This is a genomic window from Chelatococcus sambhunathii, from assembly GCF_001418005.1.
Classification (GTDB): Bacteria; Pseudomonadota; Alphaproteobacteria; order Rhizobiales; family Beijerinckiaceae; genus Chelatococcus_A; species Chelatococcus_A sambhunathii.
This window is the reverse complement of sequence record NZ_LIOL01000002.1, coordinates 183,916-198,030: the sequence shown is the minus strand read 5'-3', so window position 1 is coordinate 198,030 and position 14,115 is coordinate 183,916. Positions and strand designations below refer to the sequence as shown.

Genomic DNA, 14,115 nt, shown 5'->3' with positions numbered 1-14,115 from the left:
TGTGGAGACCCGGCATTGCGGAACCGTTACCCTTGCGTGAAACTTCTGCGACAGACCTTTGTAGTAAAATCCGTTTCCAGTCCCACGAGGCCTACCTGCCATTCTGGATGAGGGGCTCGCGGCCGACGAGGCGTGCGAGCTGTTTGACCCGGTTCAAGAGCCGGTCGCTCGCGAGCGCAGCGAGGTCGCCGGGCAGCGCCAGCACCAGCTTGCCGCCGTGCCCCGTGATCGGCGCCCGCGGCAGGACCCCCGGCATGGCCGCCGAGACGAGATAGGCGACCCGCATGGCACCGCCGAGGATGCGCGCCCGGTCGATCATCCGGGTCGTCACCAGTTCCCGGATGCGCGGGCTGATGTCGTCCACCGACAGGCCGACATGGCGGAAGAAGACCGACAGGGCCAGGAAGGCGCGGCCGGGATGGTCGACGCCGACGAAGGCGGCATGGGCGATGATGTTGAGCCCCTGCTCGCCGCGATAGTCGGGATGCGCGCGCCAGCCGATGTCGGCGAGGAGGCACGCGGCATGGCGCAGGCGGCGTTCCTCCCCCGTCTCGTCGAGGTGGAGCGAGGCAACGAGCTTGTCCGTCCAGCCGATCAGTTCCTCGCCGTGCATCGGCGCGCGCGAGCGCAGCAGGTTGAGCTCGCGCGCCGCGGAGAGCAGCGGATCCGTCCGCCGCTCCTCGTTGGACAACTTCTCGTAGAGCAGCCCTTCGCGCACCCCCTGCGCCGAGATGACGACCTTCTTGGGTTTGCCCTTGCGGATGATCTCTTCCAGCAGCAGCGCCCCGTAGCCGAGCAAGGGCCGGCGGGCCGCCGAGACCGCCTCGATCGATTCGAGCGTGTCGGCATCGACGCGCTCGACGATCTTGGCGAAGTCCGTGACGTCCTTCGGCGCCACCGTATAGCCGTGCATCACGTGCAGCGGATAGCCTTTCTGCGTCATGTGCAGGCGCGCCAGGGCGCGCCACGTGCCGCCGACGGCATAGAAGGTGCGCCCCTTCAGGCGCTCCAGCGGCTCAGCCTTGGCGAAGGCGTCGCGCACCACCTTCGAGGCCTTGCGTATGTTGCCGCCGGTCGTGTCCTGCAGCGCGAGGCCCCCGAGCGGCAGCGAGACACCCTTGCCGAGTTCGAAACCGCGCACGTCGATGAGCTCGAGGCTGCCGCCACCCATGTCGCCGACGACGCCGTCGGCATCGTGGAAGCCGGACATGACGCCGAGCGCCGAGAGCTGCGCCTCCCGGCTGCCCGAGATGAGCTCGATGGGATGGCCGATCGCCGCCTCGGCCCGGGCGAGGAAGTCCGGCCCGTTCTCGGCGTCGCGCGCCGCCGCCGTCGCCAGCACGTGCACCGAGCCGACCTGCATGAGCCCGCACAGGACGCGAAAGCGCGCCAGCGCCCTGAGCGCCTTCTCGACGGCATCGTCGTGCAGCCGCTTCGTCGTCGCCACACTGCGGCCGAGGCCGCAGAGGACCTTTTCGTTGAAGATCGGCGTCGGCGCCCGCGTCATGCCCTCGTAGGCGACGAGGCGGACCGAGTTGGAGCCGATATCAACGATGGCCACCGGTGAGCCGACGTCGAGTCGGCCCGGGGCACGCAGTTCAGGCAGAGGATCCCTTGGCGAGGGTCCTGGGGCGCGAATCCTTGAGAGACTTTCCACGTCCAGACAGACTCGGGTTCGTCATGAAGTACTGATGAGCGTTGAAGGACTGCTCCCCCTTGCCCGGGATGATGCGCTTGCTCGTCCCATCGGGCAATACAGTCCAGCTCTGCTCGTTGTCCAGCAGATTGGCGAGCATGATCTGCTCGAGGATCTGCTCGTGCACGGTCGGATTAGAGATCGGCAGCAGCGCCTCGACCCGCCGATCGAGGTTTCGCTGCATCAGGTCGGCGGAGGAAATGTAGAGATGCGCCTTGGCATGCGGCAGCCCGTGCCCGTTGCCGAAGGCGTAGATGCGGCTGTGCTCGAGGAAGCGGCCGACGATGGACTTGACGCGGATGTTCTCCGACAGGCCCGGAATGCCGGGCCTGAGGCAGCAGATGCCGCGCACGATGAAGTCGACCTGCACGCCGGCTCGGCTCGCCTCGTAGAGCGCGTCGATGATCGTCGAATCGACCAGCGAGTTGCACTTGCCCCAGATCTGGGCCGGGCGGCCGGCCTTCGCATGGGCGATTTCCTCCTCAATATGCTTGAGGAGGCGCGCCTTCAGCGTCACGGGAGACACGGCCATGCGCTCAAGCTCGGCCGGCTCGGCATAGCCGGTGATGAAGTTGAAGATGCGCGCAACGTCCCGCGCGATGACGGGGTCGGCCGTGAAGAACGACAGGTCGGTGTAGATGCGCGCCGTGATCGGGTGGTAGTTGCCCGTGCCGACATGGCAATAGGTGACGAGTTGCCCGCCTTCGCGGCGCACCACCGACGACAGCTTGGCGTGGGTCTTGAGCTCGATGAAGCCGAAGACCACCTGCGCTCCTGCCCGTTCGAGGTCCCGCGCCCAGCGGATGTTGGCCTCCTCGTCGAATCGCGCCTTGAGCTCGACGAGCGCCGTCACGGACTTGCCGGCCTCGGCCGCCTCCGCGAGCGCCTTGACGATGGGCGAGTCCGACGAGGTGCGGTAGAGCGTCTGCTTGATGGCCACCACATTGGGATCGCGTGCCGCCTGCTGCAGGAACTGCACCACCACGTCGAAGGATTCGTAGGGGTGGTGGACGACGATGTCCTTCTGGCGGATGGCGGCGAAGCAATCGCCCCCGTGCTCGCGGATGCGTTCGGGAAAGCGCGGGTTGTAGGGCTTGAACTTGAGGTCGGGCCGGTCGAGCCCGACGAGCTGGCTGAGCTCGTTGAGCGCCAGCATGCCCTCGACCACGAAGATCTCGTCCGTTGTCACATTGAGTTCGTCGGCGACGAAGGCACGCAGCCCCTCGGGCATGGCCGCCTCGACCTCGAGTCGGATGACGCTGCCGCGGCGACGCTGCTTGAGGGCCGATTCGAACAGGCGCACCAGGTCTTCCGCCTCTTCCTCGATTTCGAGGTCGCTGTCGCGGATGACGCGGAAGCCCCCCTGTCCCTTCACCGTGTAGCCGGGGAAGAGCTTGGCCGTGAATAGGACGATGAGTTGTTCGAGCGCGATGAAGCGCTGGGCCCCCGTCTCGGCGAAATCCGGCAGGCGTACGAAGCGCTCCACCCGACTCGGCACGCGGATCAGCGCATTGAGCGAGCGGTTGTCGCTCTGGCGGAAGAGTGCCAGCGCCAGCGTGAAGCCGAGGTTGGAGATGAACGGGAACGGATGGGCCGGATCGACGGCGAGCGGTGTCAGCACCGGGAAAACGTGGTGAAGGAAATAATCGTCGAGCCACAGCCGCTCGGCCCTCGTCAGTTGTCCGGCATCGACGAGGACGATGCCGTTCTCGAGCAGTTCGTCCCTGAGCTCGCGCCAGCGGCGCTGCTGGTCGCTGGCGAGCACCGACACCTCGGCGCCGATGCGCATCAGCTGCTCGGCCGGCGTCAGCCCGTCCTGCGACTGGGTCATGACGCCCGAACGCACCTGGCCCCGCAGGCCCGCGACACGCACCATGAAGAACTCGTCGAGATTGTTGGCGGAGATCGACAGGAAACGCAGTTGCTCCAGCAGCGGATGGCGCTTGTTGGAGGCCTCCTCCAGCACCCGGCGGTTGAACTGCAGCCAGGATAGTTCGCGGTTGATGAAGCGTTCGGGCGACTGGCGCAGCGCCTCGACAGCGGCCGCCTCGGCCGCAACGGCCTCGCCCTGATCGAGCTTCACCGCCTCGCTCGGCCCGCCCGCCGGCTTGATCGCCTCGAGGTTCACCGTCCGCTCCCTTGTCATGTCGTTGCCGCCCTGGCTCGTCCTTGTGCGTCCATTCCAAGACAGACGCATGACGGCCCGGAAGCGGCGCCCGGCGGCTTACCACGCCGCACCTCAGCCTCCCACCGGCACGGCCGGGATGCAACCTTCGCGGAGGCGTCAGCTTTCGCCCATGGCGAGCGTGTCGAGGACAGCAAGGGCGAGCGGCCGCGTGATGCGCCGGCCGCGGCTCAAGGCCTCCCGGTCGAGGGCGGCAACGAGGCGCTGGGCAGCGGCGAGCGACCGCTCCATGCGCGGCAGGATGGACTCGACCACATTGGTATCGACGACGAGCTGCCGGTCGACGAAAAGCTTGACGAGGACGGCGCGCAGGAGCGCCTCGTCCGGCGCGCCGATGTCGACCGCCGGCGATTGCCGCAGGCGCGAGAGGAGGTCCGGCGTGGCAAGGCCCCAGGCCTCCGGCGCCGTCCGCGCTGTCAAGAGCAGGCTGCTGCCGGTGCTGCGCAGGGCGTTGAGGAGGTGGAAGAAGGCATGCTCGTCGAGCGGGCTGCGGTCGCAATCCTCCACTACCAGAGCCGGTGCGCCGGCAAGCTCCGGCACGGCCGGAAGCGTCACGGCGGCGGCATCGGCGACAGTCGCACCGGCGCGCTCGGCCCACATGACGGCAAGATGCGTCTTGCCCGCCCCCTCCGGTCCGACGAGGCGCAGGACGGGATGCGGCCAGTCGGGCCAACGCTCGATCAGGGCATAAGCGGCCTCGTTGCACGGGCTGACGAGGAAATCCTCCGCCCCGTAGCGTGGCATCAGCGCCAGATCGAGCGGCAGTTGCCGGGGCTTGTCCGCCATGGGCCGGCTCACGCGTCCGTCTCCGGCCGGGGCGGTGGCGGCAGGCCCTCGTCATAGAGCGAGCTTGCCAGATACTGCCGCACGGCAAAGCGCGCGAGGACGCCGAGCGCCGCGGCGATCGGCACGGCAAGGAGAAGGCCGACGAAGCCGAACAGCGAGCCGAAGGCGAAAAGCGCGAACATCAGCCAGACCGGGTGCAGCCCCACCGCATGACCGACGAGCTTGGGCGACAGGATGTTGCCCTCGAGGAACTGGCCGGCGAAGAAGATGGCGAGGGTCGCGCCGATCATGATGTAGTCGGGCCAGAACTGCACGATGGCGACGCCGACGGAGAGCACGAGGCCAGTCAGCGAGCCGACATAGGGGATGAAGCTGATGAGCCCGGCCCCAAGCCCGATGAGCGCCCCGAAGTTGAGGCCGATGAGCGAGAGGCCGACGGCATAGAACGTGCCGAGGATGATGCACACCAGCGCCTGGCCGCGGATGAAGCCGGCGATTGCCCCGTCCATCTCGCGGGCGAGCTGGCGGATGGTCGGCGCGTGCCGACGCGGCAACCAGTTGTCGAGGGTCGCGATCATCCGGTCCCAGTCGACGAGCAGGTAGAAGGCGACGACCGGCGTCACGACGAGCAGGGCGAAGACGTTGACGATGGCCTGCCCGCCCGACCACAGCGATTGCAGGAAGGCGCCGAGCCAGCGCGCCCCCTCCGAGACGACGTTGCCGAGGGACTGCTGCACGTCCTGCAGCACGGCAGGGCCGCCGAGCCGCTCCAGCAGCGTGCCCCCCTGCTCGGCGGCCAGCTGCTGCAGGCGCGACACCGTCTCCGGCAGCTTGCCGATGAAGGCAGCGAGCTGGTTGGCGACAATGGGGACGAGCAGGACGAGCGCGACAATGAAGAGGAGGATGAAGATGCCGAGGATGAGGAGCGTCGCCCACAACCGGCCGAGGCCGATCCGCTCCAGCCGGTCCGCCAGCGGATCGAGCAGATAGGCCAGCGCCAGACCCGCCACGAAGGGCAGCAGCATGTCGCGCAGCACGTAGAGTCCCGTGACGACGAGGATCAGAGCCACCAACCAGAAGACGACCTGCCGCTGCGCGATCATGCGATATCCCGAGCTGCCGGCGGCAGCGCCTGTTCCTTGCGGACCCTTACCGGGCGCGGTTACGTGGCCATATGCCGCAGCCACAGAGCGAGATAGGCGCCCGCCGACAGCAGCGTCAAGAGCGCCACGGCCGCGAGCGCAAGATCGTGGACAACGGCGAGATCGAGCCCCAAGGCCCTTGCGCCGAGCACGAGGCCGGCAAAGCCGATCTGCGCGACGGTCGTCATCTTGCTGACCCACAGCGGCCGGATGGCGAGCGGCCGCGCCATGAGCCACGAGAGGACGATCGCCATCAGGATCATGATGTCGCGGAAGACGACGAGGATCGCAACCCACCCCGGCAGGACGCCGACGACGGCGAGGCTCACGTAGATCGAGATGAGCAGCGCCTTGTCGGCGAGCGGGTCGAGATAGGCGCCGAGTTCGCTCTGCAGGCCGAAGCGCCGCGCGAGGAAGCCGTCGACCGCGTCGGAAAGGCCGGCGACGGCGAAGAGCACGAAGGCCGCGAGCCACTGTCCCGAACCGATCATGGCGATGACGACGGGCACGAGGATGAGGCGGGCGATCGTGATGAGATTGGGCAGGGTCATGTCGGTGGGTCGGGACGAGGATGCCCCCAATCTAGGCAGCGCGGCCGCGCTGTGCGAGCCCCGGAAGCACCAAGGGCCCGTGTCGGGTCTTGCACAGCGGCGCCCGGCATCGTACTGCCCGGACTTAAAGAGCGTGCGGCGCGCGCCCCGGAGCCTGGTCACGATGCAGAAGCCCCCGAAGAACGGTCTCACCTATGCCCAGTCCGGCGTCGACATCGATGCCGGCAACGCCATGGTCGAGGCCATAAAGCCGCTCGTGCGCGCCACGAAGCGCCCCGGCGCCGACACCGAGATCGGCGGCTTCGGCGGCCTCTTCGATCTGAAGGCGGCAGGCTTTCGCGATCCGATCCTCGTTGCGGCCAACGACGGCGTCGGCACAAAGGTGAAGATCGCCATCGACACCGGCATCCACGACACCGTCGGCATCGATCTCGTCGCCATGTGCGTCAATGACCTCGTGGTGCAGGGTGCCGAACCGCTCTTCTTCCTCGACTATTACGCCACCGGCAAGCTCGAGCCGGAGGCGGGCGTCGCCATCGTCAAGGGCATCGCCGAGGGCTGCCGCATCGCCGGCTGCGCGCTGATCGGCGGCGAGACGGCCGAGATGCCCGGCCTCTATGCGCAGGGCGACTACGATCTTGCCGGCTTCGCCGTCGGCGCCGCCGAGCGCGGCATGCTCCTGCCCCGGCCCGATATCGGCGCGGGCGACGTCGTGCTCGGCCTCGCCTCCTCGGGCGTTCACTCGAACGGCTTCTCGCTGGTGCGCAAGGTGGTCGAGACCACTGGCCTCGGCTGGGAGGACGATGCCCCCTTCGCGCCCGGGACGCCGCTCGGCCGGGCGCTGCTGGCACCGACGCGCATTTATGTGCGCTCCGTCCTCGCCGCGCTGAAGGCCGGCGCCGCCGTCAAGGGTCTCGCCCACATCACCGGCGGCGGCTTTCCGGACAACATCCCGCGCGTCCTGCCCAAAGGGCTCGGCGTCAGGCTCGACCTCTCCGCCATCGCGGCTCCGCCGGTCTTCGGCTGGCTGGCCCACGCGGGCGGCATTGCCGAGGCGGAGATGCTGCGCACCTTCAACTGCGGTATCGGCATGGTCGTCATCGCCGCGGCGGACGAGGCCGATGCTGTCGTCGGCCACCTCGCCGACGCCGGCGAGACGGTCTGCCGGCTCGGCGAGGTCGTCATGGCCGCCGAGGGCACCGAGCGGGTGGCGACAACGGGACATCTCGTCCTGTGACCGCCGCCCCGACCAAGAAGCGCGTGGCCGTGCTCATCTCCGGTCGCGGCTCCAACATGACGGCGCTGATCGCGGCAGCCGCCGATCCGGCCTTTCCGGCAACGATCGCGCTCGTCCTGTCCAACCGGCCCGATGCAGCCGGGCTCGCCGTGGCCGTGGAGGCGAACGTCCCGACGGCGGTCGTCGACCATAAGCCACACGGCAAGGACCGGGCGGCCTTCGAACGCATTCTGGACGAGACCCTGCGCGCGGCCGGCATCGACATCGTCTGCCTCGCCGGCTTCATGCGCGTGCTGACGCCGTGGTTCGTCGAGCGCTGGACGGGGCGGATGCTCAACATCCACCCTTCCCTGCTGCCCGCCTTCCGCGGCCTCGACACTCACGCCCGCGCGCTCGCCGAGGGCGTGCGCCTGCACGGCTGCACCGTGCATTTCGTGGTGCCGGAGCTTGACGCCGGCCCGGCCGTCATGCAGGCAGCCGTGCCGGTGGTGCCGGGCGACACGCCCACGAGCCTCGCCACGCGCGTTCTCACGCAGGAGCACCGCATCTACCCGGCCGCCCTCGCGCTCGTCGCCTCGGGCGCCGTCGCGCTCGACGCTGACGGCCGCATCGCCGGCCCGCCGGCAGCGGAATTCACCACCCACGAGGCGCTTGTCAGCCCGCCGATTCCGGGGTGAACTCCAGGAACGACGAGCGTGCCGGCCTTCCCCACGTCATGGCCGGGCACGCCCCGGCCATCCGCGCCTTCAGCGTCGCACGACGTCAGGGCGTGGATGCCCGCAACAGGCGCGGGCATGACGGCGAGGACGGTTGATCGTCGCAGTGCACGTCCGCATATCGGAACCTGAACAGAGTCCTGAACGATCCAAGACGGCCGGCTGCGGCGCCGGCGAGCCGGAGCGCACCGACCGGGATCAGATAGGCCGTCTGAGATTGCAGGCGTCGAGCGCTTCGAGCGCCTTTCCACGCGCGCTGTCGTTGAAGTAGCCGGTCTGGCGGAAAGCGGCGATTTCGTCCTGCGTCATCGCCGCGATGGTGCGGCGGGCATAGCAGCGGCAGGGCTCACGCAGCGTCTCGCGCGGCGTGGCCATGATCTTCGCCTGGGTGACGAGGCAGGCGTCATAGGCCCGTTCGCGGATCTGCGCCGGCGAGAGATTGGCGGCCGTCGGGTCGGGCGGCGGCAAGGGTGCCGTCGTTCCGGAAGCAAGCGCTGGCAAGGCGGCGGTCATCGCGACCGCGAACACGAATGCACCCGAAACAGTCGCAAGACGCACGATCAACCTCCTTCTAGTCGAGACCTTACGCCCGAATCTGCTCCGCCCGTCGGAGCCAGACGCGGTTGTCGTGGAAGGCCGCGCCGCCGTAGGGCGCCACCTGGTCGGCGCCGGTCAGCGTGTTGATGCCCCTGCCGTCCACGAAGCTGGCGTTGGGCCAGATCGATTCCGCGATGAGCACGCCGCGCCGCACCCCGTCATAGAGGCGCGCATGGAGCCGCACCGTGCCGCGCGAATTGCCGATCGCAACGAGCATGCCATCTTCGATGCCGCTCGCCGCCGCGTCCTGCGGATGAATGAACAGCTCCGGCCGGCCGCCCTCCTTCTGCGCCGAGGTCGGCGTCTCGGTGAAGGAGGAGTTGAGAAAGTTGCGCGCCGGGCTCGTGGCGAGGCGAAAGGGATGGCGCTCGTCCGCCGTCTCGATGGCCGTCCAGTGATCCGGCAGGGCCGGCATAGTCTCATGCGGGCCGAAGAGGCCGCTGCGCGGCGCGGGCACCTTCGTCCAGTCCGGCTTGAAGCGGAACTTGCCGTCGGGCCAGTTGAAGCCGTCGAGGAAGTGCGCGCGCCGAAACGGCGGCTGGATGTCGATCCACCGGTTCTCCTCGAGCTCGGCGAGCTTGCCGCGCTTCGAGTTCTCCAGCGTCCAGTCGATCAATTCGCGCGGGCTCATCGCGAAGCCCGGATGCTCGGCGCCGAGCCGTTCGGCCAGCGCGGCAATGACCTCGTGGTTGGAGCGGCACTCGCCCGGCGGCTCGACCAGCTTCGGCCCGAGCAGGATGTGCTGCTGGCCGCCCGCCTGGTAGAGGTCGTCGTGCTCGAGGAACATCGTCGCCGGCAGCACGATGTCCGCCATCAGCGCCGTCTCGGTCATGAACTGCTCATGCACGCAGACGAACAGGTCCTCGCGGGCGAAGCCGCGCTTCACCAGCTCCTGCTCGGGCGCCACCGAGACAGGATTGGTGTTCTGGATGAGGAGCGCCTTCACCGGCCCGCCGCCGCGCAGCGCTTCCGCATCCCCCGTCAGCACGCGCCCGATCTGCGACTGGTCGAGCTGGCGCACCGAGCGATCGAGGGCATCGAGCCCCTCGATCATGGTCTTGCGCCACCCATAGACGCCGCTGTTGCTGTGGAAGGCGCCGCCGCCCTCGTACTGCCAGGCGCCGAGCACCGCGGGCACCGAGAGCGCGGCATGCATGTTGACCGAGCCGTTGCGCTGGCGCGCGAAGCCGTAGCCGAGGCGGAAATAGGCCCGCGGCCGCTCGCCGAGGAGCCTGGCGAAGGCCTCGATCTCCTCGACCGCAAGGCCCGTGACGGCCGCGGCCCATTCGGGCGTGCGCGTCTTGAGATGCGCCTCGAGCTCCTCGGGGCAGTCGGTATATTGCGCGAGATAGGCCCGGTCCGCATGACTGTCGCGGAAGAGCACGTGCATGACGGCGCAGGCGAGCGCCCCGTCCGTGCCGGGCTTGACCAGCAGCGCCATGTCGGCCTGCTTCATCGTCGCATTCATGTAGATGTCGATGGCGACGATCTTCGCCCCCCGCTCCTTGCGGGCGCGCAGGGCGTGGGTCATCACGTTGACCTGGGTGTGCACCGCATTGGTGCCCCAGATGACGACGCAGTCGGACTTCGCCATCTCACGCGGATCGGCGCCGGCGAGCAGCCCCGTGCCGGCGATGTAGCCCGTCCAGGCCGAGGTGGTGCAGATGGTCGAGAACTGGCCGGAGTATTTCTTGACGTGGCGCAGGCGGTTGATGCCGTCCCGCATCACGAGGCCCATGGTGCCGGCATAGTAATAGGGCCAGACCGCCTCCGGCCCATGCTCGGCCTCTACGGCGCGGAAGCGCTCGGCCACCGTGTCGAGGGCCTCGTCCCAGGAGATGCGCTCGAACCGGCCTGATCCTTTCGGGCCGGTGCGCTTCAAAGGGTGAAGCAGCCGGTCGGGATGGTGGATGCGCTCGGCATAGCGGGCCACCTTGGCGCAGATGACACCGGCCGTGTAGCTGTTGTCGCGCGAGCCATGGATGCGGCCGATTGTCTTGCCGTCGATCACCTCCACGTCGAGCGCGCAGGTGGAGGGGCAGTCGTGCGGACAGGCGGAATGCCCGCGGGTGATCTTCGGCTGGACGGTCATCGTTCCACGAAAGCTGCGTTACGGCCTGCGATCATGCCGGGAGCACCCCGGCCCTGTCGAGTGCGCGCCCCATGAAAAAAGGCGAGCCGAGGCCCGCCTTTTCGTCATGGCATCACGCGCGACTGAGGTGTCAGCCGACGATCTCGTTGCCGGCGAAGAACTGGGCGATCTCCACCGCCGCCGTCTCCGGCGCATCCGAGCCATGCACCGAGTTCTCGCCGACGGACTTGGCGAAGAGCTTGCGGATGGTGCCCTCGGCGGCGTTGGCCGGGTTGGTTGCACCCATCACCTCGCGGTACTTGGCGATGGCGCCCTCACCCTCGAGCACCTGCACGACGACCGGGCCGGAGACCATGAAGTCGACGAGTTCGCCGAAGAAGGGGCGCTCCCTGTGCACGGCGTAGAAGGTCTCGGCCTGCTCCCGGGTCATGCGGATGCGCTTCTGGGCGACGATGCGCAGGCCCGCCTTCTCGATGACGGCGTTGATGGCGCCGGTCAGGTTGCGCTCGGTCGCGTCGGGCTTGATGATGGAAAAGGTACGCTCGAGGGCCATCGGTCGCTCGTTTCGCTCGCTGGAGGTTGAATGAGGTGCGGGGCTTATAGCCGCCGACGCCGCAGTGCACAAGCCGCCCCACGGTTGCGCTGCCTGCGTCAATAGAGCGAAAGGCGCACTTGGCCGGAGCGGCCGACTGTCCGTAAGCTCGCCTTCCCCAGGGAGGACAGAATGAAGCACGCAGCAAGGAGCCTCGGAACGACCGTTGCGTCTCTCGCCGGCCTGATCGGCCTCACCCTCGCTGCGCCTGCCGCATCGGCGCAGGAGGTCAACGGCCAGTGGCTCACCCAAGGCGGCAAGGCGCGTGTCAACATCGCCAGTTGCGGCGCCAAGCTGTGCGGCACCATCGTCTGGCTGCGCGAGCCGAACGACGAAGCCGGCCAGCCGAAGCGCGACGAGCGCAACGTCGATGCGAGCAAGCGCAACCGCCCGCTCATCGGCGTGCCGGTCCTGCTCGGCATGAGCCGTGAGGACTCCGGCCGCTGGAAGGGCGAGATCTACAACGCCGAGGACGGCAAGACCTACACCGCCTTCCTCACCCCCGTGAGCGCCACCGAGGTCAAGGTGGAAGGCTGCGTCATGGGCGGCCTCATCTGCAAGGAGCAGCGCTGGACCCGCGCGCGCTGACGCCCCCAATGAGGAGCATGGCGGAAGCAGCACCCGCTTCCGCCTCCCGCCATCGTGCGGTGCCCTCCGCGCCGCGGCGTAGTCCGGAAGAAAAAAGGGATGTCGCGCCTCAGCGCGCGCGCTGGCCGAAAAGGATGGCCTGCGCCTCCTTGTCCTTGGATAGGTCGACCTTGCCACGATCCTCGGAATTGACGGCGAGGCCCTTCTGCACGGCAGGACGGGCCAGCACCGTATCGAGCCAGCGCTTCAGGTGCGGGAACTCGGCGATGTCCTGTCCCTGCCGGTCCCAGAGCTTCGCCCATCCGACGCAAGCGATGTCAGCGATCGAATACTCGCCGGCAAGGAATTCGCGGTCCGCGAGGCGCTTGTTCATGACGCCGTAGAGACGGTTGGTCTCGTTGGTGTAGCGATCGATGGCGTAGGGGATCTTCTCCGGCGCATAGATGCGGAAATGGTGCGTCTGCCCGGCCATGGGCCCGAGGCCTGCCATCTGCCAGAACAGCCACTGCTCCACCTCGACGCGCTTGCGCTCGTCGGTTGGATAGAACTGGCCGGTCTTGCGCCCGAGATATTGCAGGATTGCGCCGGACTCGAAGACCGATATGGGCTCGCCGCCGGGCCCGTCGTGATCGACAATGGCGGGCATCTTGTTGTTCGGCGAAATGGCGAGGAACTCCGGCTTGAACTGGTCGCCCTTGCCGATGTTCACGGAATGCACGACATAGGGCAACCCGCATTCCTCGAGCATGATCGAAATCTTCCAGCCGTTCGGCGTCGGCCAGTAGTAGAGGTCAATCGGCTTGCTCTGTGCGATGGTCATCAGACCCAGGCTCCTCTTTCGTGAACGAGCGTTCCATTATTCGTCTAGGCCGACGCTGCGGCCAGGCCAAGTGCGCTGGCGCACATCAGAGTCGATAAGGCGCTGGCGCACATCCGTGTCAAGGCTCCACCGCGGAAGCGAGCGGCGCCGCCGCCTGGGCCGGCGTCAATGGCGTGCCGCGGAAAATCGATCGATCCGGGCTCATCGGGGCTTGCATAAATCGCGGCTCTGGTGCGCAATCTGGCATGCGGCCGTTTGGCCGTAACGTTGTCAGCCTTCCGATTGTTTCCGACCCTCTTTTTCAGGAGTTCATTGCCATGGCGACCTTCGCCCGCCTTGCCCGTGCCTGCCTTGCCGCCACTTGCCTCGCGCTGTCGATCGTCATCGTTGCCACCCCCTCGCCCGCCGGCGCCGTCGAGGCGAAGGAGACCGCGACGAAGGAAAAGCGTGCGCCCACGCCCGGCCAGCTCGCCGCACGCGAGCGCATGAAGACCTGCGGCGCCGAGTGGCGCGCTCTGAAGGCCGCCGGCAATACCGGCAGCCGCACGTGGCGGGAGTTCTCCAGCGCCTGCATGAAGCAGGCCAAGCGCTGACGCGGCGCGCCTATAGGATCTTCTTGAAACCCTCGTGGCTTCGCTTGTAGCCGAGCCGCTCGTAAAAGCGGTGGGCGTCGAGCCGCCGCTTGTTGGAGGTGAGCTGCACGATGCCGGCGCCGCGCGCCCGCGCGCGGCCCTCGGCGAAGGCGACCATCATGGCGCCGACGCCACGCGAGCGCTGGTCACCCCTGACCTGCACGGCCTCGAGCACACAACGCAAGGTGCCGCGGTTGGTGATCGCCGGCACGAAGGTCAGCTGGAAGGAGCCGATGACCTCGGCATCGCTCACTGTGACGTAGAGCTCGTTGTCGGGGCTGTCGGCGATGCGACGCAGCGCCTCGCGATAGGCCGGTTGCGTCGCCGCCGTCCACTGGTCCCCATGGCCGCCGAGTTCGTCGGCCGCGTGCAAGCCCACGATCGCCTCGAGGTCGGCCTCCGAAGCCCGGCGAATCAGGATCTCAGACACGATTGCGTCTCCGCATTGACGCGAGCGGGGCCGTCCTTCCCGCTCGACGGG

Annotated in this window: 14 protein-coding genes; 4 read left to right on the top strand and 10 right to left on the bottom strand. The window is 68.1% G+C overall.

Annotated elements, in window-relative coordinates; all coding sequences use genetic code 11:
- Positions 1–91: 91 nt before the first annotated feature.
- From ppx to ASC46_RS04500, 5 genes are all read right to left on the bottom strand, one after another.
- Positions 92–1,561, bottom strand: a complete 1,470-nt coding sequence (gene ppx / locus ASC46_RS04520) for an exopolyphosphatase (RefSeq protein WP_096335163.1) — start codon at positions 1,559–1,561, stop codon at positions 92–94.
- Positions 1,562–1,598: 37 nt separating this feature from the next.
- Positions 1,599–3,842, bottom strand: coding sequence for an RNA degradosome polyphosphate kinase (locus tag ASC46_RS04515; RefSeq protein ID WP_072249428.1), 2,244 nt, complete (start codon positions 3,840–3,842; stop codon positions 1,599–1,601).
- Between the two features lie 138 nt (positions 3,843–3,980).
- Positions 3,981–4,667, bottom strand: a complete 687-nt coding sequence (locus ASC46_RS04510; RefSeq protein WP_055458112.1) for a P-loop NTPase family protein — start codon at positions 4,665–4,667, stop codon at positions 3,981–3,983.
- Positions 4,668–4,675: 8 nt separating this feature from the next.
- Positions 4,676–5,770 carry an AI-2E family transporter gene (locus ASC46_RS04505; RefSeq protein ID WP_055458111.1) on the bottom strand — a complete coding sequence of 365 codons (1,095 nt, stop codon included), beginning with the start codon at positions 5,768–5,770 and terminating at the stop codon, positions 4,676–4,678.
- Positions 5,771–5,829: 59 nt separating this feature from the next.
- The gene (locus ASC46_RS04500; RefSeq protein WP_055458110.1) at positions 5,830–6,360 is read right to left on the bottom strand and encodes a CDP-alcohol phosphatidyltransferase family protein; all 531 of its coding nucleotides are present in this window, start codon (positions 6,358–6,360) and stop codon (positions 5,830–5,832) included.
- Between the two features lie 163 nt (positions 6,361–6,523).
- On the opposite strand from ASC46_RS04500, the gene purM reads away from it, so the two are divergent.
- Entirely contained in the window at positions 6,524–7,597 is a 1,074-nt protein-coding gene (purM, locus tag ASC46_RS04495; protein WP_055458109.1) for a phosphoribosylformylglycinamidine cyclo-ligase, read from the top strand.
- Entirely contained in the window at positions 7,594–8,274 is a 681-nt protein-coding gene (purN, locus tag ASC46_RS04490) for a phosphoribosylglycinamide formyltransferase (protein ID WP_055458108.1), read from the top strand. Before purM ends, purN begins: the two co-directional genes overlap by 4 nt.
- A 237-nt stretch (positions 8,275–8,511) precedes the next feature.
- Here the strand turns inward: purN and ASC46_RS04485 are convergent, their stop codons facing one another.
- The 3 genes from ASC46_RS04485 to ndk all read right to left on the bottom strand — a co-directional run bounded on the left by ASC46_RS04485 (position 8,512) and on the right by ndk (position 11,555).
- The gene (locus tag ASC46_RS04485; RefSeq protein ID WP_141659654.1) at positions 8,512–8,871 is read right to left on the bottom strand and encodes a hypothetical protein; all 360 of its coding nucleotides are present in this window, start codon (positions 8,869–8,871) and stop codon (positions 8,512–8,514) included.
- A gap of 25 nt (positions 8,872–8,896) precedes the next feature.
- Positions 8,897–11,002 (bottom strand): molybdopterin-containing oxidoreductase family protein, encoded by a 2,106-nt coding sequence (locus ASC46_RS04480; RefSeq protein WP_055458106.1) that lies wholly within the window; start codon positions 11,000–11,002, stop codon positions 8,897–8,899.
- 130 nt (positions 11,003–11,132) lie between these two features.
- Positions 11,133–11,555: a nucleoside-diphosphate kinase gene (gene ndk, locus ASC46_RS04475; protein ID WP_055458105.1), complete on the bottom strand. Its 423-nt coding sequence runs from the start codon at positions 11,553–11,555 to the stop codon at positions 11,133–11,135.
- Positions 11,556–11,726: 171 nt separating this feature from the next.
- Between ndk and ASC46_RS04470 the strand changes: the two genes are divergently transcribed.
- Positions 11,727–12,182 carry a DUF2147 domain-containing protein gene (locus tag ASC46_RS04470; RefSeq protein WP_055458104.1) on the top strand — a complete coding sequence of 152 codons (456 nt, stop codon included), beginning with the start codon at positions 11,727–11,729 and terminating at the stop codon, positions 12,180–12,182.
- Between the two features lie 109 nt (positions 12,183–12,291).
- Here the strand turns inward: ASC46_RS04470 and ASC46_RS04465 are convergent, their stop codons facing one another.
- Positions 12,292–13,002, bottom strand: coding sequence for a glutathione S-transferase N-terminal domain-containing protein (locus tag ASC46_RS04465; RefSeq protein WP_055458103.1), 711 nt, complete (start codon positions 13,000–13,002; stop codon positions 12,292–12,294).
- A gap of 317 nt (positions 13,003–13,319) precedes the next feature.
- Here ASC46_RS04465 and ASC46_RS04460 point away from each other — a divergent pair, with 317 nt between their 5' ends.
- Complete coding sequence (locus ASC46_RS04460) at positions 13,320–13,595, top strand: hypothetical protein (RefSeq protein WP_055458102.1); 276 nt, start codon at positions 13,320–13,322, stop codon at positions 13,593–13,595.
- A 10-nt stretch (positions 13,596–13,605) separates the two neighbouring features.
- Here the strand turns inward: ASC46_RS04460 and ASC46_RS04455 are convergent, their stop codons facing one another.
- The gene (locus ASC46_RS04455) at positions 13,606–14,064 is read right to left on the bottom strand and encodes a GNAT family N-acetyltransferase (RefSeq protein ID WP_055458101.1); all 459 of its coding nucleotides are present in this window, start codon (positions 14,062–14,064) and stop codon (positions 13,606–13,608) included.
- Between the last annotated feature and the right edge of the window lie 51 nt (positions 14,065–14,115).